This is a genomic window from Mycolicibacterium obuense (genome assembly GCF_055397605.1).
Window position 1 is genome coordinate 5,383,840 of sequence record NZ_AP043663.1, and the last position, 21,564, is coordinate 5,405,403.

Consider the following 21,564-nt stretch of genomic DNA (forward strand, 5'->3'; position numbering starts at 1 on the left):
GGATGCCGCGCCGGCGCATGTCTTGCAGTGATCAGCCGATGCCGACGACTTCCTGCGCGATGGCGGCCAACCGGGTCTGCGCCGCAGAGACCACGCGCTGGCGGTTCTTGTGCGCTTCCTCGTACGACACGATCACGCGGATGTCGGAGGCGTCGGTCAGGTCCTTGATCGCAGCCACCGCATCGGCCTGGTTCAACTCGTCGTAATCGGCGATGGGCAGCTCGTCGCTGTCGAGCACTCCGGCCGCGCCACGCGCCGCATGGATCACGTCAGCCACTTCCTCGGCGCCCTGCTCACGGGTGATGCGCTCGGCGGCTTCCAGAGCCGAGTTGCGTGCCCCGGCCAGCGCCTTCGCCGCGATCTCGCTGCTACGGGCGCCGCGGTCGACAAGGTCACCCACGGCCGGACGCACCGAGCGCACGGCCTCGACGGCCCGCTCCGCGCGCTCCACGGACCAGGTGAACGGCAGGTTCAGCACCTTGACCGTCAGGCCCGCGGCAGCCTGCAGCGGGGTGCGGCGCAGCGCTGCGGGGCCGCCGAGTGCGTCCTCGGCGAGCACGGTGGTCAGCCATTCGACGGTCGCCGAGTGGGCCGTGATGAGCCGCTCGGCAAGCGCCTCGACGTCCTTGTCCTTCGCGGCGACTGCGAGGGCTTTGACGTAGCGCGAGCGGTCCAGCAGCTGATCCTCGAGTGCGAGGTCCCCGAGCAGTGCCTCGTCGAACGGGGCAGCCTGCTCGGTGAGGGCCTTGACCGCCGCGGCGGCGCGGCCGAGGAACGGACCGATGACGTCGGGGAACCCACCGAGGTCGCGGATGGCCTGCTCGATCTGCTCGGCGCGGTCCCGTCCGTTCTCGGCGTTCTGGGTCAGCTCGCGCCGGACGGCGTCGGTACGGGCCTGTGCGATGCGGGTCTCGGCGACCTGGATCTCGGTGTTGGTCAGGTCGAGGATCGTGCGCAGCTGAGCGATCAGCGTGGCCTTCTTGGCTTCGATGTCGACGGACTCGGTGGTAGCCGTGGTGGCCATGTCTTGTCACCCCTTCAGGAGTTGGCTTGTGCTTCGGTCACTGGCACTTGTGTGCGCCTGCTGATGGGCTACCCACCGACCGGGGGGCTCGACAGCTCAACCCCGGAAATGTGAAATAGACATCATCCGCGTGTGATCAAGCACCCGCCGTGGGTAGCGGGGGGACCCGTTTGGCCCGACCGCCGCGGGGTATGTCGCAGCCGTGATGCCGACGATGGTCCACCCCGTGTTGCCCGAACCCCGCGGGCCGATCTCGCTGTCAGTGATCGAGCTGCTGAACGAACGAGCTCCGCTGCGGTATCTGACGAAAGTGGAGACGTCGCTGGCCGACGCCGACCCCGCCGGCATCGATCTACAGCTTGCGCTCTACCTCTGCTACGAGCTGCACTACCGCGGCTTCGCCGGCGTGGACGCCGGCTGGGAATGGAACCCCGGGCTGCTCTATCTGCGCAGCCGCCTCGAGGATCTGTTCCTCGACGACGTGCGGCGCGGCGTCGGGAACATCGAGCCGGAAACCAGCGCACTCGACGAACTCGACGCCCTCTGCGTCGAACCGGTCGGCGGCACCGGACCGTCCTACTACCTGCGCGACAACGGCACCTGGGAGCAGATGCGCGAATACTTCGCCCACCGCTCGCTGTACCACTTGAAAGAAGGCGACCCGCACGCGTGGGCCATCCCGCGCCTCACCGGGCAGGCCAAGGCATCGTTCGTCGCTGTCGAATTCGATGAATTCGGGGCCGGCAAGGGCGCCCGGCTGCACCAGCAACTGTTCGCCGATCTGATGGCCGCGGCCGGGCTGGACACCACCTATCTCGGGTATCTCCCCGACGTGCCCGCGCCGTCGCTGGCCGTGGTGAACCTGATGTCGATGTTCGGTCTGCACCGCCGGTTACGCGGTGCCGCCGTCGGGCATTTCGCCGCCACCGAGGTGACGTCTCCTCCCGGGTCCAAGCGCATGGTCGCCGCGCTGGAGCGCATGGGCGCGCCCGACGAGTGCGCCGCCTTCTACCGCGAGCATGTCGAAGCGGACGCGGTGCACGAGCAGGTGGTGCGCACAGATGTGGTCGGCGACCTGGTCGCCCGCGAACCCGAGTTGGACGCCGACGTGGTGTTCGGTATCCGGGCGTTCGACCTCGTCGAGGGACGGCTGGCCGATCACCTCATGGAGAGCTGGAACGCGGGACTCGGCTCACTCCGCCGCGCTCTGGACTGAGTCCTCGTCTGCCGCAGCGCGTTGCCTGCGGCGATGGCTGGTGTCGCAGAGCGGATACGTCTTCGAGCGACGGCATGCGCAGATGGCGACCATGAACCTGTCCGACTCCACGACTGAACCGTCCGGGAGTTCCACGCGCACAGGCCCTTCCACCATCACCGGGCCGCCGGGCACGACGCGGACGGTGCGCGCCGATGGCTCGGTCACGGTGCGTCCGCCCGGATCACGATGATGCGTTCCATCGTGGCACCGTGCGGTAGCAGGCCCACGCTCATCAACCAGTCGGCCCGCGCCGACATCACCGGACCGAACGGAATCATCTGCTGGGCAACGATATCGGCGGCCAAGCCTTCGCTGCGCAACGCCGTCACTGTCTGCTCGGCATTCGAGCACTCCGAGTGCACGATCAACATCGTGCCACCCTCGGCGAGCAGGTGCGGCGCGGCGGTGCACATCGGATCCAGCACCGATCGTCCGTCGGCGCCGGCATTCCATGCCTGCGCCGGCCCGGCATCAGCCGGGATATCGTCGGTGTCGTCGACCGGCGCCTGGGGCACGTACGGCGGGTTGGCCAGCACCAGATCGAACGGCCCGAATTCCCGTGCACGTGCCCAGGACCCGCGATGCACAGCCAGGTTCGCACCGGCGGCGGTCGCGCTGCGCCGGGCATGGGCCACGGCCGTGGGGCAGATGTCGAACGCGGCCACCTCGGCCGCATCGGCCTGCGCGGCGGCCAGAGCCACCACTCCGCTACCGGTACACAGATCGGCCACCTTCGCGCCGGGAGCGAGCCCAGCGGCGATCATCACGTCGATCAGCAGATGTGAATCTTCCTGCGGCGGATAGACTCCAGCCTCGATGGTGCCGAGATCGGTGTATGCGGTGGTCACGTGCGCTCCTTGCCGACGATGACGACACCGGGGGCGGCATCGCCCCCGATTGATGCCCTCTCTTGAACCGGCCAAACTTCTGTTTGTCGTCACATGGCGTGGAAATCCGCTGCGCGGCTGTGACAACCACCGACAGAGAAGGGCTCACCATGACCATCTGCCCGACGTGCGCCCGCGAAGACACCTACGCCGGGGCGTGATCTCTACAGCCGACCGACGGCGTACGCCGCCCCCTCGTTGACCATCCCGTTGACCGGGTACAGGGCGTGCGCCACGGTCGGGCCGCCATCGGGGGCGCCGTCGCAGATCGTGTCGCCCTGCGCGCACAACTGAAGCGTCTTGTCCGCGTACCGCGGACCGATCGTGATGGCCGGGGCGCCATAGCGTTCCAGGAACGTCCCCGACGGAGTCCCGAACAGCACCACCGCAGCGACGTGATCGGCGACCGCCGGCGGCATCGGACGTGGCGCGATCGCGGTCGGCACCATGGCCGGAACCACATCGGAGGTCGTGAAGCCCGACACCAGCGCACCCTGCGAGTAGCCACCGAGCACCATGCGGGTGTTCGGACAATTCGCCGCCATGGCCTGGACGTGACCGGACTCGTCGTTGATGCCGTCGATCACGGTCTGAGCGATTTCGGTGCGGGCCGCGAAGTTGTTGGATGCCGCGTAGTTCACCGCGTACACGCCGACCGTGCGGGGCGCCGCCTGCGCACGCACGGCATCGACGAACGCCTGTCCGACATTGCCAACACCCGGCGCTTCACTTGTTCCGCGTGCGAACACCACCTCGACGTCCGGACATTCCTGGGCGGCCGCCGTCGGAGCAGCGGCAGCGCCCCCCGACACGGCGGCGGTAGCAGCGATCATCGTTGCGGCGGCTCGGGCCCACTGTCGACGTGTCATCAAGGATTCCTCTCTGGGACTGACGCACGGTCAGTGGCGCCAGTTCAGCAGTACCCCCGTCGTTGCTGAGCAAACGGCGCTGTCGGTTACGGTCGACGCATGTCTGACGCCGACCCCTTTTCCGACCCGACGTCCACCGATCCCATCGACGACGTCGCGCCCGGTGACATCATCACCGCCGACCGCGGCGACGGCGAGCGGCAGTACAAGGTGGTGCACATCGTTGCCGACGACGATGGCTATCTCGTGACGCTGGAGGACGACGGTGACGGCGAGACGTTTCAGCAACGATTCGCTGCCGGGACACGGGTCACCCGCTCACTGGAGTCCAAGTGGGAGTCGGCGCAGAGCCCGACCCCGCATGCTGACGGATCGGAGTCGGCCTGAGCGTCTACGGGATTCGATCGTCGGCGAGCGGGTAACCGCCCGCACAGCCGACGAAAGGACGCCACCATGCCCAACGAACTGAACGGCCGCCGAATCGCTTTCCTCGCCACCGACGGCGTCGAGAAGGTCGAACTCGAGCGGCCCCGCGATGCCGTCACCGAGACCGGTGGGCGCGTGGAGCTGCTCTCGCTCAGCGACGGCGAGATCGACGCGCGCAACCACGACCTCGAACCGGCGGGAACCATCGAGGTGGACCGGCTGGTCAGTGACGCCCGCGTCGACGAATACGACGCACTCGTCATCCCCGGCGGCACCGTCAACAGCGACAAGCTGCGCCTCGACGAAGCGGCCGTCGCCTTCGTCGGCGAGTTCGTCCGATCCGGGAAACCGGTGGCCGCGATCTGCCACGCACCGTGGGTGCTTCTCGAAGCCGGCGTCGTCGCGGACCGGACGCTGACCTCCTACCCCAGTCTGCGCACCGATCTCCGCAACGCGGGTGCGACGGTCGTCGACCAGGAGGTCTGCGTCGACGGCAACCTGATCACCAGCCGCTCACCCGACGATCTGCCGGCCTTCTGCCAGACCATCACCGATCGTTTCGCCGAAAACCCGGCCCACACCTGATCTGTCGAAACGGTGACCCCGCACGATCCGACGCGTGTGCGGGGCCATGCGGCGGGTAGGCGGAACGCATGCATGAACTGACGAAGCACTTCATCGACGCGCTGACCCGACTGCACGAAAGTCGTGACGTGGAGCCGCTGGTCGAGCTGTTCGCCGACGACGCGACGCTGACCAAGGCGGGCCTCCCCCACGGCCAGCACGGGAAGGACGGCGCACGCACATTCTGGACGCAATACCGAGATGTCTTCGACGACCTGTCGTCCGACTTCTCGCACACCGTCACCGAGGACGGCATCGCGTACCTGGAGTGGAGTTCGACGGGGACGCTGCGCGACGGCAGCGACTTCCGTTACGACGGGGTCAGCGTGCTCGAAGGTGACGACGAGTCGATCTCGGCGTTCCGCACCTACTACGACACGGCCGCCTTCCTGCACGCGGAGAAGCGCGGCAACTGACACAGTGGCGCCATGAGCCTGGTGACCTACGAGCTCCGCGATCACGTCGCCACGATCACGCTGAACCGGCCCGAGGCGGGCAATGCCATCAACGGTGCGTTGCGGCAGGAACTCAATGCGGCGTGGAACCGGTTTCGCGACGACGAGGATGCGTGGGTGGGCATCCTCGCCTCGACCGGCCGGATCTTCTGCGCCGGTGCCGACCTCAAGGACGGCGAGGGCGCGGTCGGGACGTTCGGCGGCACGTTCTGGGAGAAGCCGACGATCAACTCCTTCGAAAGCGGCATGGAGTTGTTCAAGCCGACCATCGCGGCCGTGCAGGGGCCGTGCCTGGGTTACGGGCTCACCGGAGTTCTGTTCTGCGACTTCGTGATTGCGAGCACCGAAGCAACGTTCGCATTTCCCGAGGTGAGGATCGGCGTGCCCACGATCGTCGGCGCGATCCGGTTGCCGCGACGATTGCGCTGGGCCGATGCGATGGAACTACTGCTGACGGGTGAGCCGATGGCGGCTGAGCGGGCGAAGGAGGTCGGGCTCGTCTGGAAGCTGGTCGAACCCGACGAGCTCCTGCCCGCGGCGCAGGAATGGGCGCGGAGGCTGACCGAGGCGGCACCGCTGGCTCAGCGGGCCACCAAGGAAGTGGCCTGGCGGACGGCCGACATGGGGTGGATCGAGTCGGTCCGGTTCGGCGAGGTGATGCGCAAGGTGGCAGGCGCGACAGCCGATGTCGCCGAGGGCATTTCGGCCTGGCGGGAGAAGCGGCGCCCGCAGTGGAAGGCCCGGTGACAGGTCGCGACGGGCATCACGACGGGCATCACGACGGACGAGGTCGGCCGGTCAGATTGCGGATCGTGGCGATCTCCGCCGGCCGGTAGGGTTCACCGTCCCTCCCGAGAAGGTCATGGAACCACGGCTGCGGTTCCATGGCGTAGGGCCGATCCCACGAATCCCACGGGAAGTACGTCTGCGTCTTTCCGGCCGTCAGACCCCACGCATAGGCTGCGACGTTGCGGCGCTTGGTGATCGGCAGGATGTTCTCCACGGTGCAGTCCAGCGAACGCGCCATGTACTCGGTGCACAGCAGCGGGCGGCCGGTGAACGCGAGCTCACTGATCCGGGCGTCGAAACCGACGGGGCTGTCGTAGCTGTGGAACGAGATGACGTCGGACTGGTCGAGCTGGATGCCCGCGATCTCGCTGCGCAGCCGGGCATCGCCCCACACGCCGTCCCACACACCGCTCGTCAGCGGATGGATGGTGCCGGTGGAGCGTGCCCAGCGGAACACCTGCGGCAGCAGGTCCGCCACCAGCGCCAGCTTGTCGGCGCGCTCGGTGTCCCGGTACTGCTTGGCGGGGTTGTCGGGTTCGTTCCACAGATCCCATCCGAGGATGCGCCGGTCGCCGCGGAACCGGGTGAGGACACCGACGACGTAGTCGTGCAGCACGCGCTTGTAGCGCCGGTCGTCGAGGTTCTCCGCACCGGGGCTCTGCACCCAGCGGGAGTTGTGCACCCCCGGGCGCGGTGCGGGCTGCTTGCCGAGCGCCGGGAGCGGATCCCAGCAGGAGTCGAACAGAACGAACAGGGGTCGTATCCCGTGCCGAGAGGCGATGTCGACCACATGACCGACGCGGCGCAGGAACCCCGTCGGGTCCTGGAGCCACAGCAGGTCATGGAGGAAGACCCGCACGGTGTTCAGCCCGGCCAGGCTGGCCAGCCGCAGCTCGGCGTCGATGCGCCGCGGGTCGAATGTCCCGGGCTGGAACATCTCCAACTGGTTGACCGCATTGCCGGCGATGTAGTTGGCGCCCACCAGCCAGTCCTGCTGCTGATACCACCGCCCGGCCCGGTCGGCCGACCAGCGCCCGTCGTCGGCCGATGCTCGGGGCACCGGGGTCAGCGTCATCGCCGCAGCTGCGAGCAGGGGTGCCTTGAGCGCGGTACGGCGGCGCAGTGCGCCTCCGTGGGCGACGGAGCTCACCTGCGCGGTCGGGCGAGTCAAGGCATCATCCTTCGACGGGAGAACCGGGGCGTGGGACAGGGCAGGACACGGCCAGCCGCCCGGTGTATCGATCTGAAGGCACCTGCTGTTACGCCGAACATCAAGCAGCACTGGCGATTTCGCTCAGTGGACAGGATGGGCGGTCGATGCGTGTGCCGGCACTGTGCTATGCAGTTCGGGTGACGCCCGCGCGCGAAGACACCCTCGACGACCGCCCCCGCGGCGCGGTGGGGTTGATGTTCGACCGCGTCTTCGGCGCGCTGTTCTGGGGCAAGATCTTCTCTGTCGTCGCCGTGTGGACGCACGGCATCGTCGCGGCGATCGTCATCTACGACGCCACCCGCTCCGCGCTGATGGTCGGCATGGTGGGCGTCGCCCAGTTCGGGCCGCAGCTGCTGCTCACCCCGACCAGCGGCAAGTGGGCAGACACCGGTAACCCGGTCCGTCAGATCCTGCTCGGCCGGGTGTTCTGCGCGACGGGCTCCGGCGTGGTGGCCGGGTGGCTCTTAACCGCGCCGTCGGCGGACGGCACGGCGGCAGCGGTCGCTGTGCTATTTGGCTCGCTGCTCGTCGGCTTCGGGTTCGCCGTCGGTGGCCCGGCCATGCAGTCGATCGTGCCCAGCCTGATTCGGGACGGGGAACTGTCCACCGCGATGGCGCTCAACAGCATGCCGATGACGATCGGCCGCATCCTCGGCCCGGCCGCGGGCGCATACCTGGCCGCCCACCTCGGACCGGCGTACGCCTTCGCCGCGAGCGCGGCTCTGCATCTGGTGTTCGCGGCGTTCCTGGTCGTGGTGCGGTTCCCGGTCCCACCGGCTCGCAGCTCGAGCACCGACTACAGGGTGCGGGTCGCGGTCCGCTACGTGATGGGCGATCGCCGGCTCCTGCTGGCTCTGATCGCGGTCGCGGTGATCGGTGTCGCGTCGGACTCGTCGATCACCCTCACCCCGTCGGTGGCCGAGGCGCTCGGCGGGGACGCCCGCATGGTCGGCACGTTGTCGGCGATCTTCGGGATCGGCGCCGCGGCGGGGATGGCGCTGCTGGCCGTGCTGCGCGGCCGCATCGTGGCCGACCGCGTGTCCTTGCTGGGCTTGTGGGGTATGGCGGCCGGTTGTGCGGTGCTGGCGATGGGCTCGGTGACGGCCGTCGCCGTGGCCGGGTTCGCGCTGGCTGGACTGGGCTTCGGGTGGGCCATGACCGGGCTCGGAACGGTCGTGCAGGAGCAGGCCCCCGAGGAGCTGCGCGGGCGGATCATGGCGCTGTGGCTCGTCGGGTTCCTCGGGTCGCGCCCGATCGCGGCGGCGGTACTGGGCGGCACCGCCGACGCGCTGAACGTTTACGCGGCGTTCGGGGTCGCCGCCGTGCTGTGCGTCATCGTCTCGGTGTTGTGCCGGCCGGGGCAGATGACATCGACGCCACGCGGCAACTAGCCGCAGCGGGCACGGAAGTCGACCGAGGGCTGCCGGATCGCGCGCAGCGCATCGCCCACGTCCGGGCGAGCGGCGATGTAGCCCTCCACCTCGGTCTTCATCTCGTCACGATTCTTGCCTCGGAGACCGGTGAAGAAGTCGTTCACGTCCGGATGGGTGAACAGATAGGCCGAGGTGGATGCGGTGACGCCGGCCATCACACCGGCCAGATCGGCAGCGGTGCAGTTCGGCGGCGGGGGTGGCGGCGCAGGCTGCGCGGACGCCGGGGCCGCGACGGCCAGCAGCGCCGCTGCCGGTGCGATCGCTGTCAGCGCGGCACGGGTGAGGAAGGTGCTCATGGTGCTCCTGTCGGATTCAGTTGCGGCCGGGCGTGAAGATGATCGAAAGGCCGCCGTCATTGCAGTACCAGTCGTATTCGCAGGGATAGGGCCACGTGGGTCCGGTGTCGAGCGTTCCGGGACCCTGTCCGTTGTTCGTGCCGCGCACGGTGCCCTGCGAGCAGACCGTGGTGCCGTTCGAGCTCACGCACTCCGCGCCGGCCGGCGGTGCGAGGCCCATCGCACCGGCGATCGGGGCCGCCGCCGCGCACAGGAACGCGGCCGCCCGCAGCCTAGACACAGCCACTCACGCTGATTCGGCGGCCCACGCTCGCGCAGACGTTGACGTTCGGAGGCGGTGGCGGCGGTGGCGGTGGCGGCGCCGCGTAGTCCTCGGGCAGCGGCGCGTAGGCCCCTGGAGGCGGTACCCAGGGCGCGACCGCATCGGCGATATTGCCGCAGCCGCTCACCGAGACGAACCGGCCGCCCACGCTGCCGCACACGTCGGCCGAAGCAGTGGGTGCACAGACCATGCTGCTCAGCAACGTCGCGCCTAGTCCGGCCAACACGCCAACACGGCGATGACTCCGCAGGTGCTTCACACGTGAGATTCTGACGCTGCCGTCAGCCTTCGTCTACATTTTCGCGCGCATCGGTGACGTAATGCCCTTCGGCTACCGTGCGGATGGGAGACATGCGCACCGGGAGGGTCGATGACCGAGTCCACCACCGCGGGCCCCACACCGCCACGCGAAGGCGCCCTCGACCTGTACCGGTCCGCCGCGGTGCTGATCGTCGTGATCGGACACTGGCTGCTCTCGGTGATGACCTACCGGGACGGCTCCTTCGGTCGGGACAACCCGCTGGTGCTGATGCCGTTCACCCAGTGGATCACGTGGTTCTTCCAGGTCGTTCCCGTCTTCTTCGCCGTCGCCGGGTATGCCAGCGCAGCGTCGTGGCAGCGGCTCCCCGCCGATGCGGGTACCGCGGCCAGACAGGACTGGATTCGGCGCCGGGTGGCCCGCACGCTGGGTCCCACCGGGGTGTACGCCGGTGCCATCGTCATCGTGATGGCGGTCCTGATGGTGTCGGGCATCAGCGGGTCGGTGCTCGAACTGGGCGGCTGGGCCGTCGCCATGCACCTGTGGTTCCTGGCCGTGTACCTGATGGTGGTCGCACTGACACCGCTGGCTGTCGCGGCGCACCGCCGGTGGGGGCTGCGGGTGCCGCTGGTCTTGGGTGTCAGTCTGGTGCTCGTCGACATCGTGGGCATCGCGACCGACCACCCCGAGATCCGGATGGCGAACTACTTCTTCTGCTGGGCGGCGATCTACCAGCTGGGCATCGCGTTCCATGACGGCCGACTGAGCCGGTGCGTGCTGCTCGGCACCGCGGCGATCGCCGCGCTGGCCCTACCCGCGATGGTGACCTGGGGCCCGTACCCGACCGCGATGATCGGCGTGCCCGGCGACCGCGTGGAGAACAGCGCACCACCGTCCGCGGCACTGCTGGCGCTGGCGCTGGTGCAGATCGGCGTGCTGTTCGCCCTGGTGCCGGTGCTGAATCGGGCGCTGGCGCGCGGCGTCTGGCCTCGGGTGCTCCGGGTGGCCAACCAGAACGTGATGGCGCTGTACCTGTGGCACATGCTGCCCGTGATCATCGTGACCCTGGTCGGCTATCCCACCGGGCTGCTGCCGCAGCCCCCGCTGGGTTCCGGTGCATGGTGGCTGGCCCGCCTCGAGTGGGAAATCGTGCTCGCGGTGGTCGCCGCAGCACTGCTCACCTTGCTGCATTGGCAACGCCGGTTCGTCGCGGCCGCGTTGCCGACGGTGGCCGTCCGAGCGCCGCAGGCGCTCACCGAGGTGACGCTGTACGCGGGCACGGCCGGATGTGCGCTTGCTCTCGCGCTGCTGTCCGCACACGGCTTCGCGCCGGGCGGCCGCCTCCCGGTGCTCGCCGCGGCACTGTTCACCGGCGGCGCACTGCTCGTCGGGGTGCGCCCACGCACCGCCGCTCAGTCGCGATCTGCGTCGGGCAGTCCGTCCGGCGGCGGAGTCGCGTAGGCCGGGTTGGCCGGCGCCACGCCCTGCTCGGAATCGGCGCTACCCGGCTCTGCGGGATCCTCGGTCGACGGATCGGGTGTCATGGCCGTCGCGATACCCCGATCCCGGCCGTCTACACCCCGGTGACGGCGCTCACTGTCCGCAAACTCACACGTCAGCGAGTTGATTTACGTGGAATTAACACGGAAGCATGACCCGTTGTGCCTGCTGGGCGGGCGATCCCCGCCCCGCAGGCCACACCACAGCACCCCGGCACCCCGGGGAACCGAAAAAGGAGTACACGCACCATGTCTGTCGCGCAGTTCCGCGCCAACCTCAAGCTCGCCAGGGATCGGCGCCGTCTGTACGCGCGGATCCGCTCGCTGCCCGATTCGTCGATTCGCGACGAGCTGGTGGCCGTCGCCGAGCGGTACGAATCCGCCCAGAGCTGACCCACCCACCTGGAGCCGGTGACCGATTGGTCACCGGCTTTTTTGGTGCCCGTCCATCGTCACGTCCCGGGCCGCCCACAGCGCCGACACCGCCTGCGGGATCAGGACCAGGGAGAGAACACCCATCGCGACGGTCCACGACCCCGTCACGTCGTGCAGCGCACCGATCGCGACCGGGCCGATCGCCGCGACGACGTATCCCACGCTCTGCGCCATGCCCGACACCTGACTGGTCTGGTCGGTCGAGGTACTGCGCAGCACCATGAACAGCAGCGCCAAGCTGATCGACGCGCCCGGGCCTGCCATCACGAGCATCGTCCACAGCGTCGGCGCCGTCGTCGTCGTCAACAGGCCGACGAAACCCGCAGCGGTCAGCCCCAACGCTGCCATGGTGACCACCCGCTGGTCGGCGAACCGGCCCGCCACGATGGGTGCCAGCAGCGACATCACCAGCCCCGCGACTTGGCCCAGAGCCAGGACAGCCCCGGCGCTGCTGGCCGACATGCCCCGGTCCACGAGGAACTCGGGCAGCCACGCGGTGAACGTGTAGAAGATGAACGACTGAGCCGCCATGAACGCGGTGATCGCCCACGCGATCGGATTGCGCCACAGCGACGCCGCGGGGCGCCCGGCGCTGATCCGGTGCACGCGGCGGAGCTGCGGGACCCACAGCAGGACCGCCACGGTCGCGCACAGACCCCAGCTGGCGAGCGCGAGCCGCCAATCGCCACCCAGCGCGTCGTCGATCGGGATCGTCAGCGCCGCAGCGGCGGCGGCACCGCCCGACAGTGTCATCGAGTACAGGCCGGTCATCAGCCCCGACTGATGCACGAAATCGCGTTTGATCAGCGACGGCAGCACAACGTTGCAGACCCCGATCCCGACGCCGGCGAGCGCGGACCCGGCGAACAGCGCTGCCGGGGTGGGCATCACACGCACCGCGCTCGCGACGACGAGAACGACCATCGCGCCGAACACTGTGCGTTCGATACCGAACCGCGCCGCGCACCGGGGCGCGAACGGCGCGACGAGGCCGAACACCAGCACGGGAAGGGTGGTGAGCAAACCGGTGATCCCACTGCCCCACCCGGTCGCCGATTTGATGTCGCCCACCAGGGGCGCCACCGCCACCACGGCCGGGCGCAGATTCGCCGCGACGAACATGATCGCGACCGCGGACAGAATCGTCACAACTCCCGCCCGCGGCCGGTGATGCGTTACCGTCGAAGGAACCGCTGCGGTGCTGGGTGCCTTGCTCACTTCTTCCAGGGTCGTCCGACCACAGCAGCCAAGGCAAATCGCCTGATCACCGAAACCGCACGTGATCGGCGTAGAGTGACCGAAGACATTGAACGGGGGTTGACGTGCGTGAGAACGCTACCCCGGACCTCGCCGTAGGCGTCATCACCGAGCCGGCCACCGAAACCGCCGTCGCCGAGCCCAGCTGGGACGATATCCCGCATCCCGTGATCGTGGTGGATGCCGACGGCATGGTGTGCGCGACCAGTCCCGCGGCGCTGGCGATCTTCCCCGCTGCGCACCCCGGCACGGCTCTCCTCGACTGCACACCCACCTGGCTGAGCGCCGCCCATCTGGAGCGCTCACCCTCGGCCGCCGGCGACGTCGCCGGGCACGAGATCGCGGCGCGGCCGACGACGTTGTCGGCCGGTGCGGTGGCCTGGTGGCTGTTCGCCGACTCCGAGCAGGCGCTGCTGCGCGCACAGGAGGCGGTCTCCCGCGAGCGTGACCGGGCCGCATTCCTCGACGAGGCCTCCACCGAGTTGATGGCGTCGCTCAACGTCGAGCGCTGTATGGAGGCCACGGTCCGGATGGCGGCGCGTCACCTGGCCGACGCCGCGGTCGTCGTGGCGCCCGGGACGCGCCGGCAGATCTCGCTGGTGTGCGCGGGTCCCGACGGCGCAGTGGTGCAGCGCACCATCGCTGGCGGCCCTGAGCTGGTCGCCGGCCTCGCGGAGGCCCTTCGGGGGTTCCCGCCGGTACCGTCGCGGTGGATCGATCCGGCCACGGTCCCCGAATGGCTCATCCCGGAGGGCTTCTCCGGCCCAGTCGGCTCCGTCGTCATCACCCCACTGCCCGGCCACGGTGTCCCCGCGGGCGCGCTGGTGCTGCTGCGCCAGACCTCACAGATGGCGTTCAGTGACGGCGAGGAGGTGTTCGCCCGGCTCTTCGCCGCCCGCGCGGGCACGGCCCTGTCCGCCGCCCGCCTGTACGGCGAGCAGGCCGCGATCACCCGCACCCTGATGCGTGATCTGCTGCCGCCCCAGCTGCACCGCTTCCACGGCATCGAGTTGGCCGGTGGCTACCGCGCGTCGGAGGACGACCACCTCATCAGCGGCGACTTCTACGACGTCCACCCGGCGGCGAACCCCGAGGACGAGACGCTCGTCGTGCTCGGCGACGTCTGCGACAAGGGCCTCGAGGCCGCGCTGGTGACCGGCAAGATCCGCAACACCCTGCAGGCACTCGCCCCGCTGGCCGACGACCACGCCGGCGTGCTGAGACTGCTCAACAGCGCGTTGCTGTCGGCCGAGCACACCAAGTTCGCGACCTTGGTGCTGGCCTCGGTGTGCCGTCGCGACGGACAGGTGGCTCTGCGGCTGACCAGCGCCGGGCATCTCGCGCCGCTGATCGTGCGTGCCGACGGGCGGGTGGAGGAAGCCGACACCCGCGGCACCCTGGTCGGGGCGCTGCCCGACATCAAGTCGTCCACGTTCGAGACCGCGCTGGCGCCGGGCGAGACCTGTCTTCTGTTCACCGACGGAGTGACCGAGGCGCACGGCGGGCCGACCGGCGCGGAGATGTTCGGTGAGCCGCGGCTGACCGCCGCGCTGCGCGAGTGCGCGGGCATGCCGGCCGAGGCCGTGGTCGAACGCATCATGATGCTCACCTCGCAGTGGGTGAAAGGCCGACCCCACGACGACATCGCCGTCGTGGCGATCACCTCCCCCCGGCGCACCCACCTCAGCGCGGTCGACGGGCACACCGCGGGCAGGTACACGGCCTCCGCATGAGCACCACCATCGACAGGCTCTGGGCCGCGCTCCTCGACGGTGACGAATACACCGCCGCCGCAGCGGTTCTCGATGCCGCCGACGCCGGGACACCCTGCGAGGAACTGCTGCTCGACGTCATCGCGCCCGTGCAGCAGCGGGTGGGTTCGGAGTGGGCCGCCAACCGGATCACCGTCGTGCAGGAGCACGTCGCCACCGCGATCAACGACCGAGTGATCGCAGCTCTGGCCCACCACGGCGCATGCCGACCGCCGGAGACGTCACGGGGCCGGGTCACCGTGGCGTGCGTGGACGGCGAGTGGCACGCGCTGCCCGCCCGGCTTCTCGCCGAGGTGCTGCGCTTGCGCGGGTGGCAGGTCGACTTCCTGGGCGCTCAGGTGCCCACACCCCATCTGATCGCGCACCTGCACCAGCAGGGCCCCGACGCGGTAGCGCTGTCCTGCATGATCCCGACACGGCTACCCACCGCCCACGCCGCGATCACGGCGTGCCAGGCGGCGGGGGTTCCCGTCCTCGCCGGGGGCGCCGGCTTCGGGGTGGACGGCCGCTTCGCCTCGCTGCTGGGGGCCGACGCGTGGGCCTCCAATGCCAGGGAAGCGGCCGTGCTGCTGGCCGACGGGATCCCGCGGCGCTCGCCGTGCGCACCGCACCAACCCATCGACGATCTGCCGCACCTGGCCGACCAGGAATACACGATGGTCAGCACGACGGCGGGAAACCTGGTCGCGACGACGGTGACGGAGCTGGAGAGCCGCTTCCCCGCGATGCGCGACTACAGCGACCAGCAGCGTCAGCACACCATCGAGGACATCGCGCACATCGTCGACTTCCTCGCGGTCGCCCTCTACACCGACGACGATGCGCTGTTCACCGACTTCGTCACCTGGACCGCTGAGATCCTGACCGCCCGTGGAGTGCCCGCGGCGTCGTTGCATCCCGCACTTGACGCTCTGGCCGCCCACCTGTCCGAATTTCCCCGTACCCAGCGCCTCCTCGCCGCGGCACACCGTGCCCTCGGCAGGGCCCCGATCGACCAGGCAGCATCTGCATGAACCTCACGCTGAGCACCGACATCGACGGCACCTCCACCAGGCTGACCGTGACCGGCGACCTCGACTACGAGAGCACCCCTGCCCTTGTGTCCGCTGCGTCCGACGTGCTGGCCGCCACCACCGCGGTCTCCGACCTGCGCCTCGACTTCGCCGGGCTGACGTTCTGCGATTCCGCCGGATTGTCCGGGCTGCTGCTCGTGCACCGCAAGACCTCCGCCGCCGGGGTGCAGTTGCACCTCGACCACCGGCCCGCGCAATTACAGCGGCTCCTCGACATCACCGGTGTTCTTGAACACCTCACGACCCGGCCCAGCCGCGAGGCGGCGAGCGAGTCCCGCAGCGTCTGAGTCGGAGCCCGCGTGCCCGAGGGTGACACCGTCTATGCGTTGGCCCGGAGCCTCGACGACGCCCTGACGGGGCGCACCCTGGTTCGCGGCGAGCTGCGCGTGCCCGCGCATGCCACCGACGACCTCGCCGGGCACACCGTGACCGCCCAGGTGACCCACGGCAAGCACCTGCTGACCCGGTTGTCCGGCGGTGTCACCCTGCACACGCATCTACGCATGTCGGGTTCGTGGACGGTGTCGACGGCCGGGCGATGGCTGCCGCGCTCGGTGATGCCCGACGTCCGGGTGCTGCTGCGCACCGATGGGCCGGCCGCCTACGGCGTGAAGCTGCCCGTGGTCGAGCTGGTGCGCACGGCCGACGAGGCGCAGTGCATCGGCCACCTGGGACCAGACCCGCTGCGCGAGGACTGGGATCCCGACGAGGCCGCGCGGCGCCTGGCCGCGGATCCGAAGCGGCCGTTGGTCGCCGCACTACTCGACCAACGATGCGTCGCCGGGTTCGGAAATCTGTGGGCCAATGAGCTGTGCTTCTTGCGGGGGCATGATCCGTGGACACCGGTCGGGCGGGTCGACACCGCCGCACTGCTGAAGTTGGGCGCGCGGGCGCTGCGCCACTCGGCGACGGTACCGGGGGCGATGCAGGTGACCACCGGGGTGCGCCGCAAGGGCGAGCAGCACTGGGTGGCCGGCCGGGCCGGACGCCCGTGCCTGCGATGCGGGACGACGGTCCGGGTGGTCGCCGAGGTGGGAGGAGATCCGGAACGCCGGCGCACCTGGTGGTGCCCGACCTGTCAGCGATGAGCGGTGACGCGGGCTACACCTGGGCCATGCCGCCGTCGATGCACAGTTCTGCACCAGTCATGAAGCTGCTCTCGTCCGAGGCGAGAAACAGTGCGGCACTGGCGAGTTCCTCGGGACGTCCCAGGCGTCCCATCGGGACGTGGGTGCTCATTTGGGCTCGGAGAGCCGCCGGATCCTGCCCGAAGTATTCAGCCTGTCCGTCGATGATGGGTGTGTCGAACGGGCCCGGGGACAGCACGTTGACCCGGAGTCCCTGGCTTGCGAACTCTGCCGCCCACGTGCGCGCGTAGGAGCGCACAGCCGCTTTCGTCGCGCTGTAGGTCGTCGATCCGGGGAGCCCCTTGAGTGCCGTGATCGAGCCCACCAGCACGATGGATCCGCCCGGGGTCATCAGTGGCAGGGACTTCTGGACGGTGAACAGTGTGCCGCGGGCATTGAGGTCGAAGGTGCGGTCGAAGTGCTCATCGGTCACGTCTGCGAAGTTCATCCGCTCGATGTTCCCGGCGTTTGCGACGATCACGTCGAGCCGTCCACTGTCCTGGCGGATGGCTTCGATCACCCTGTCGAGATCAGCTGAGACCGTGGCGTCTGCCGTGACTGCCGTGACGTGTCCTTCGATCGATGCCTTCGCGGCCTCGAGAGCCTCCTTCCGACGGCCCGTGATGAAGACGTGGGCGCCTTCGGCTCCGAATCGCTGGGCTATTGCCAGACCGAGGCCTGTGCTGCCCCCGGTGACGAGGGCTACTTTGTTTGCGAGACGCATCCGTACTCCTTGAGTCAACACTGTGAGATCTGCTCCAAATGCTCTGCTGCGCAATGCTTTGCCGACTGGAATCGCAGGTTGAGACCCGGTCCGCGACGTCATAGTCAGGTGGCTGCACGTGGTGTGGACATCACCGTAGGAGCTGCTCTACATAGACGCAAATAGTGGCGCTGTATGGTCTGCATTGGAATTGTCTATGCCATGACGAGAGTGGACTCGCGGATGAACGTGCGCCAGTACGAGTACGCGCTGGCCGTTGCCGACGAGGGGTCGATGACAGCGGCAGCAGAACGACTGCGAATCAGCCAACCCTCGCTGTCGCAACAGATCAGCGCCCTGGAGAAGCACCTCGGGGTGCGGCTGTTCACCCGCACCCCACATGGGGTGACGGTGACCGTTGCCGGGCGAGCTTTTCTGGCAGAGGCAAAGGTGGTGACGACGGCATCCCGGCGCGCCGTCACCGCCGCCCGCGCCGCCGACGGGCAACTGGCAGGCGAACTCATCATCGCCGTCCACATGGGCCTGGGGACACGCCAGCTGCCGCAGGCAATGGGGCAACTACGCAGGCACCACCCGAGGCTTCAGGTGACACTGCACGAGGAGCCCGACCCCGCAGACATGGAACGACTGCTCCGCCAGGGAACCCTCGACATGGTTCTGGTGCACCGCATTCCGGGCGGATGCACTTTCGACGCTCACCCACTGGGCGAGGAAGCGTATGTTGCCGTCTTGCCGAAGGGCCACCCGCTTCACTCGGACGGCGTCGCCGTGCGTCTGGAAGACCTGGCGTCGGAGGGGTGGATCCGATTCCGCCGTGCCAGCCTGCTCGACGAATACCTCGCCCGTCTGCTCGCCGACACGGACCTGAGCCCGCACACGGTAGCCCGAGTATCACAGATCTCCACAGCGGTCCGGCTCGTGGCGCAGGGCCTGGGCGTCACAGTGGTCCCGGCCTCGGCCATTCCCGAGGGGTTCGAAGAACTGGCCTGCCCGCTACTCCCCGCCCTGGCCGAGCCCGTTCTCGTCGGCGTCCGCCGCGATCCGGGATCGGCGGAAATGGCCATGCTCGACCAACTCGATCGGCAGAACTGGTGCGGGTACACCTGGCCCTGACATCCCCTTCCATCTGACCCGTTGAACGCCACCGGGTCGCCCCCCGCATACCAGCCTCGGACTACGCCTGTGCGGCAATGGTTTCCAGTGCGGCGCGGATCTGCTCGGGAATCGGTACCGCCCGGCGCTCCTCACGGTCGACGAATACGTGCACGAATCGTCCGTGGGCGAGCGCCGCTGAGTCGTCAGCGCCGAAGATCGCCACGCCCCAGGTCACCGATCGCCGGGACATGGCATCGACGCGCAGACCCGCGCGCAGTTGATCGGGATAGGCAGCTGGGGCACGGTAGGTACACGACGACTCCACCACCAGCGCGATCACCGGTGAGGTGTGGATGTCGAGACCACCCTCGGTGATCAGGAAGTGGTTGGCGACGGTGTCGAAATAGCTGTAGTAGGTGACGTTGTTGACGTGGCCGTAGACGTCGTTGTCCATCCACCGGGTGGTGATGGGCAGGACATAGCCGTAGCTCTCCAGATCGTGGTCAGGCATAGCTCAAAGCACCGCGAAAGATGGTGGCCAGCAACGCTTCATCGACGTCGATCGGCGCATTGCCGAGCAGCCGCTGCTGCGGGAACGCGCCGGCGGCAAGGGCAGTCACGTCGGCGTCGGTGTAGCCGACGTCGCCGAGCCCGGCCGGCATCCCCACCGACTCCATGATGCCCACCAGATGGCCGGCGAGGACTTCCCCCGCGTCAGCATAGACGGCGCTCGAGACGTCGGCACCGAGGTGCCCGGCGGCGGCGAGGTGGCGGGCCGGGTCCGCCGCGGCGGTGACCCGGAACGCAGCTGGCGCGTTGAGGATCACCGACATGCCATGTGGCACAAGCGGTTTGGCGTCGGGATATCCGGTGGGGCGGAACTCGCGGACCTGTCCCGCCACGGCGTAGGCCATCGCGTGCGGAATGTGCACACCGGCGTTGCCGAACGCGATGCCGGCCAGCGTCGCCGCCCACATCGTCTGCTCGCGGGCCTCGCGGTCCGAGGAGTCCGTCACCGCACGCACCAGATAGCGGCCGAGCAGGGCGAGGGCTTCGCGGCTGCCCAGGTCGCTCCACGGGTTGGCACCCTGGCTCATGGGTCGCGCGCTGGCCCGCGCCGGCGCCGCCCGCCGGGTGAACGGCCGCGCGGTGTAGGACTCCAGCGCGTGAGAGAGCACGTCCAACCCACTGCAGGCGACGACCTCGCCGGGCAGCGTGTCGGTGCTGTCGGGGTCGACGAGCGCCTCCGACGGACGCAGCGCCGGGCTGGCGATGCCTGTCTTGGCGTGTAGCTCGAGGAAATCGAAAATCGCGATGCCGGTGACTTCGCTGCCGGTGCCCGATGTCGTCGGGCAGGCGATGTGCGGCGCCAGCGGTCCGGGTACCGGTCGGCCCTCTCCGATGGGCGCGTTGACGTAGGCAGCGAAATCGGCGGGGTGGGTCGCGTAGAGGTTGGCGGCCTTGGCGGTGTCGATGACCGATCCACCGCCGACCGACACATAACCGTCCGGGCGCGCGTCCGTGGCGAAAGCTGCTGCCGCACGGAAGGATTCATCGGTGGGTTCGACGGCGACCTCGGCATAGGTGACGACGTCGAGTCCGGCGTCGCGCAGCGCGCGCTGTGCGTTGTCGAACAGCTCCAGCCGGGCGACCGACGGATCGGTGAACAGCGCGACGCGACGCATCCCCAGTGCAGCCGCCTGGTCCCCCACCTCGCCGATACAGCCGCGACCGAACGTGATGCGGGAGGCGTCGACGGTGAACGCGGTGTCGAATCCGGGGTCGAGGCCCGCCTCGTGCTGGCAACAGCTCATGGCTCGATTGTGCCGTCGTCACCGCCGCCGCCGCGGGCGGCCCGGGCACTGACCGCCAGGGCCGCCATCACCGCGCCGATGCCCGCGACTTCGGCGACGGTGGGCCGCTGGGCCAGAGCCACGGCGCCGACGACTGCGGCGGTTGCGGGCAGCAACGCCAGTAGCAGCGCGAACCGCGCCCTGCCGATCGTCGCGAGCACCGGCTGGTCCAGCGCATAGGGGATGGCACTGGAGAGCAGCCCGATACCTGCGCCCCACAGCCAGGTCCGCGGTTCGGCGAGCACGGACACGTCGACAGCGGATTGCATCGCGAGCAGCACCGGCGCACTGACCGCCGCGGCAACCGCCATACCCACGGCCAGTGAGTCGAGCCCGGTCCCCGCGTCGGCGACCCTCTTGCCGAGCACGATGTAGCCCGCCCACAGCGCGGCGGCGAGCAGCGCGAACGCCACGCCCACGGCGTCGACGTCGGCCTGCACCCCGGCCAGCAGGTAGACCCCCGCACCGACCAGTCCCACAGCCGCGTAGTCGAGGGGGCGGCGCGACCCGAGCACCGCGACCGCCACCGGACCGGTGAACTCGATCGCGACGGCAGTGCCCAGCGGAATCCTGGCGATCGACTCGTAAAAAGCGATGTTCATCGCCAGCGTGACGGCGCCGAACGCCGCAGCCGCACCCACACCCCGCCGGGTCCAGGGCCGTCTTTCCCGCCCGTTCCAGGGCCGTCGCCACGCCAGCAACACCACTGCGGCGCCCATCGCGCGCAACCACGCCACTGTCGCCGGCTCCGTCGTCGCGAACAGCCAGACGCCGATCGCCGCGCCGACATACTGGGACACCGCACCGACGACGAAGAACAGCGGCACCGACCACGGGGGGATCGCACGGACGGGCACGGCTGCGAGTACAGCAG

At 69.2% G+C, this 21,564-nt stretch carries 26 protein-coding genes; 13 read left to right on the forward strand and 13 right to left on the reverse strand.

The window, feature by feature from the left end; genetic code table 11:
• Positions 1-31: 31 nt before the first annotated feature.
• Positions 32-1,024, reverse strand: coding sequence for a ferritin-like domain-containing protein (locus ACZ50N_RS26070; RefSeq protein ID WP_464474149.1), 993 nt, complete (start codon positions 1,022-1,024; stop codon positions 32-34).
• A gap of 205 nt (positions 1,025-1,229) precedes the next feature.
• Here ACZ50N_RS26070 and ACZ50N_RS26075 point away from each other — a divergent pair, with 205 nt between their 5' ends.
• The gene (locus ACZ50N_RS26075) at positions 1,230-2,240 is read left to right on the forward strand and encodes an iron-containing redox enzyme family protein (RefSeq protein ID WP_464474150.1); all 1,011 of its coding nucleotides are present in this window, start codon (positions 1,230-1,232) and stop codon (positions 2,238-2,240) included.
• Here ACZ50N_RS26075 and ACZ50N_RS26080 read toward each other — a convergent pair.
• The 3 genes from ACZ50N_RS26080 to ACZ50N_RS26090 form a co-directional block, all read right to left on the reverse strand.
• A complete protein-coding gene (locus ACZ50N_RS26080) occupies positions 2,217-2,447 on the reverse strand; it encodes a CDGSH iron-sulfur domain-containing protein (protein ID WP_073684327.1) in 231 nt (76 codons plus the stop codon). The two genes, ACZ50N_RS26075 and ACZ50N_RS26080, sit on opposite strands and share 24 nt — an antisense overlap.
• On the reverse strand, positions 2,444-3,130 hold the full coding sequence (locus tag ACZ50N_RS26085; RefSeq protein WP_046364723.1) for a HemK2/MTQ2 family protein methyltransferase: 687 nt from the start codon (positions 3,128-3,130) through the stop codon (positions 2,444-2,446). Before ACZ50N_RS26085 ends, ACZ50N_RS26080 begins: the two co-directional genes overlap by 4 nt.
• A gap of 203 nt (positions 3,131-3,333) precedes the next feature.
• Complete coding sequence (locus ACZ50N_RS26090; protein WP_133412583.1) at positions 3,334-4,038, reverse strand: cutinase family protein; 705 nt, start codon at positions 4,036-4,038, stop codon at positions 3,334-3,336.
• Between the two features lie 99 nt (positions 4,039-4,137).
• On the opposite strand from ACZ50N_RS26090, the gene ACZ50N_RS26095 reads away from it, so the two are divergent.
• The 4 genes from ACZ50N_RS26095 to ACZ50N_RS26110 all read left to right on the forward strand — a co-directional run bounded on the left by ACZ50N_RS26095 (position 4,138) and on the right by ACZ50N_RS26110 (position 6,290).
• On the forward strand, positions 4,138-4,425 hold the full coding sequence (locus tag ACZ50N_RS26095) for a sortase family protein (RefSeq protein ID WP_464474151.1): 288 nt from the start codon (positions 4,138-4,140) through the stop codon (positions 4,423-4,425).
• A gap of 66 nt (positions 4,426-4,491) precedes the next feature.
• The gene (locus tag ACZ50N_RS26100; RefSeq protein ID WP_464474152.1) at positions 4,492-5,049 is read left to right on the forward strand and encodes a type 1 glutamine amidotransferase domain-containing protein; all 558 of its coding nucleotides are present in this window, start codon (positions 4,492-4,494) and stop codon (positions 5,047-5,049) included.
• 68 nt (positions 5,050-5,117) lie between these two features.
• A complete protein-coding gene (locus ACZ50N_RS26105; RefSeq protein WP_133412586.1) occupies positions 5,118-5,504 on the forward strand; it encodes a nuclear transport factor 2 family protein in 387 nt (128 codons plus the stop codon).
• Between the two features lie 12 nt (positions 5,505-5,516).
• Positions 5,517-6,290, forward strand: coding sequence for an enoyl-CoA hydratase/isomerase family protein (locus tag ACZ50N_RS26110; protein ID WP_133412587.1), 774 nt, complete (start codon positions 5,517-5,519; stop codon positions 6,288-6,290).
• A gap of 28 nt (positions 6,291-6,318) precedes the next feature.
• On the opposite strand, the gene ACZ50N_RS26115 is transcribed toward ACZ50N_RS26110, so the two are convergent.
• Positions 6,319-7,455 carry a glycoside hydrolase 5 family protein gene (locus ACZ50N_RS26115; RefSeq protein ID WP_464475719.1) on the reverse strand — a complete coding sequence of 379 codons (1,137 nt, stop codon included), beginning with the start codon at positions 7,453-7,455 and terminating at the stop codon, positions 6,319-6,321.
• 284 nt (positions 7,456-7,739) lie between these two features.
• Between ACZ50N_RS26115 and ACZ50N_RS26120 the strand changes: the two genes are divergently transcribed.
• Positions 7,740-8,936: an MFS transporter gene (locus ACZ50N_RS26120; RefSeq protein WP_464475720.1), complete on the forward strand. Its 1,197-nt coding sequence runs from the start codon at positions 7,740-7,742 to the stop codon at positions 8,934-8,936.
• Here the strand turns inward: ACZ50N_RS26120 and ACZ50N_RS26125 are convergent.
• The 3 genes from ACZ50N_RS26125 to ACZ50N_RS26135 are packed head-to-tail and all read right to left on the reverse strand — an operon-like array spanning position 8,933 to position 9,786.
• The gene (locus ACZ50N_RS26125) at positions 8,933-9,274 is read right to left on the reverse strand and encodes a heme-binding protein (protein WP_046364730.1); all 342 of its coding nucleotides are present in this window, start codon (positions 9,272-9,274) and stop codon (positions 8,933-8,935) included. The genes ACZ50N_RS26120 and ACZ50N_RS26125 overlap by 4 nt on opposite strands.
• Before the next feature lie 16 nt (positions 9,275-9,290).
• Positions 9,291-9,560, reverse strand: coding sequence for a hypothetical protein (locus ACZ50N_RS26130; protein WP_133412590.1), 270 nt, complete (start codon positions 9,558-9,560; stop codon positions 9,291-9,293).
• Positions 9,547-9,786 carry a hypothetical protein gene (locus ACZ50N_RS26135; RefSeq protein ID WP_082164362.1) on the reverse strand — a complete coding sequence of 80 codons (240 nt, stop codon included), beginning with the start codon at positions 9,784-9,786 and terminating at the stop codon, positions 9,547-9,549. Before ACZ50N_RS26135 ends, ACZ50N_RS26130 begins: the two co-directional genes overlap by 14 nt.
• Before the next feature lie 180 nt (positions 9,787-9,966).
• On the opposite strand from ACZ50N_RS26135, the gene ACZ50N_RS26140 reads away from it, so the two are divergent.
• Positions 9,967-11,316 carry an acyltransferase family protein gene (locus tag ACZ50N_RS26140; RefSeq protein WP_464474153.1) on the forward strand — a complete coding sequence of 450 codons (1,350 nt, stop codon included), beginning with the start codon at positions 9,967-9,969 and terminating at the stop codon, positions 11,314-11,316.
• A gap of 287 nt (positions 11,317-11,603) precedes the next feature.
• A complete protein-coding gene (locus ACZ50N_RS26145; protein ID WP_162938453.1) occupies positions 11,604-11,747 on the forward strand; it encodes a hypothetical protein in 144 nt (47 codons plus the stop codon).
• Positions 11,748-11,777: 30 nt separating this feature from the next.
• Here the strand turns inward: ACZ50N_RS26145 and ACZ50N_RS26150 are convergent, their stop codons facing one another.
• Complete coding sequence (locus ACZ50N_RS26150; protein ID WP_464475721.1) at positions 11,778-12,911, reverse strand: CynX/NimT family MFS transporter; 1,134 nt, start codon at positions 12,909-12,911, stop codon at positions 11,778-11,780.
• A gap of 239 nt (positions 12,912-13,150) precedes the next feature.
• On the opposite strand from ACZ50N_RS26150, the gene ACZ50N_RS26155 reads away from it, so the two are divergent.
• Genes ACZ50N_RS26155 through ACZ50N_RS26170 form a run of 4 tightly spaced genes read left to right on the forward strand, consistent with a single transcriptional unit; the run spans position 13,151 to position 16,979 of the window.
• Positions 13,151-14,779 carry a PP2C family protein-serine/threonine phosphatase gene (locus tag ACZ50N_RS26155; protein WP_464475722.1) on the forward strand — a complete coding sequence of 543 codons (1,629 nt, stop codon included), beginning with the start codon at positions 13,151-13,153 and terminating at the stop codon, positions 14,777-14,779.
• Complete coding sequence (locus ACZ50N_RS26160) at positions 14,776-15,831, forward strand: cobalamin B12-binding domain-containing protein (RefSeq protein WP_464474154.1); 1,056 nt, start codon at positions 14,776-14,778, stop codon at positions 15,829-15,831. Before ACZ50N_RS26155 ends, ACZ50N_RS26160 begins: the two co-directional genes overlap by 4 nt.
• Entirely contained in the window at positions 15,828-16,178 is a 351-nt protein-coding gene (locus ACZ50N_RS26165; protein ID WP_046364250.1) for an STAS domain-containing protein, read from the forward strand. The genes ACZ50N_RS26160 and ACZ50N_RS26165 overlap by 4 nt, the downstream gene beginning before the upstream one ends.
• A 12-nt stretch (positions 16,179-16,190) precedes the next feature.
• On the forward strand, positions 16,191-16,979 hold the full coding sequence (locus ACZ50N_RS26170) for a DNA-formamidopyrimidine glycosylase family protein (RefSeq protein ID WP_464474155.1): 789 nt from the start codon (positions 16,191-16,193) through the stop codon (positions 16,977-16,979).
• Positions 16,980-16,992: 13 nt separating this feature from the next.
• Here ACZ50N_RS26170 and ACZ50N_RS26175 read toward each other — a convergent pair whose 3' ends face one another.
• Entirely contained in the window at positions 16,993-17,742 is a 750-nt protein-coding gene (locus ACZ50N_RS26175; protein ID WP_133412592.1) for an SDR family NAD(P)-dependent oxidoreductase, read from the reverse strand.
• A gap of 201 nt (positions 17,743-17,943) precedes the next feature.
• On the opposite strand from ACZ50N_RS26175, the gene ACZ50N_RS26180 reads away from it, so the two are divergent.
• Positions 17,944-18,855, forward strand: a complete 912-nt coding sequence (locus ACZ50N_RS26180; RefSeq protein WP_464474156.1) for a LysR family transcriptional regulator — start codon at positions 17,944-17,946, stop codon at positions 18,853-18,855.
• Positions 18,856-18,916: 61 nt separating this feature from the next.
• On the opposite strand, the gene ACZ50N_RS26185 is transcribed toward ACZ50N_RS26180, so the two are convergent.
• Genes ACZ50N_RS26185 through ACZ50N_RS26195 form a run of 3 tightly spaced genes read right to left on the reverse strand, consistent with a single transcriptional unit; the run spans position 18,917 to position 21,547 of the window.
• Positions 18,917-19,348 (reverse strand): acyl-CoA thioesterase, encoded by a 432-nt coding sequence (locus tag ACZ50N_RS26185; RefSeq protein ID WP_046364246.1) that lies wholly within the window; start codon positions 19,346-19,348, stop codon positions 18,917-18,919.
• Complete coding sequence (locus ACZ50N_RS26190) at positions 19,341-20,651, reverse strand: hydroxyacid-oxoacid transhydrogenase (protein WP_464474157.1); 1,311 nt, start codon at positions 20,649-20,651, stop codon at positions 19,341-19,343. Before ACZ50N_RS26190 ends, ACZ50N_RS26185 begins: the two co-directional genes overlap by 8 nt.
• Positions 20,648-21,547 (reverse strand): EamA family transporter, encoded by a 900-nt coding sequence (locus ACZ50N_RS26195; protein ID WP_464474158.1) that lies wholly within the window; start codon positions 21,545-21,547, stop codon positions 20,648-20,650. Before ACZ50N_RS26195 ends, ACZ50N_RS26190 begins: the two co-directional genes overlap by 4 nt.
• Between the last annotated feature and the right edge of the window lie 17 nt (positions 21,548-21,564).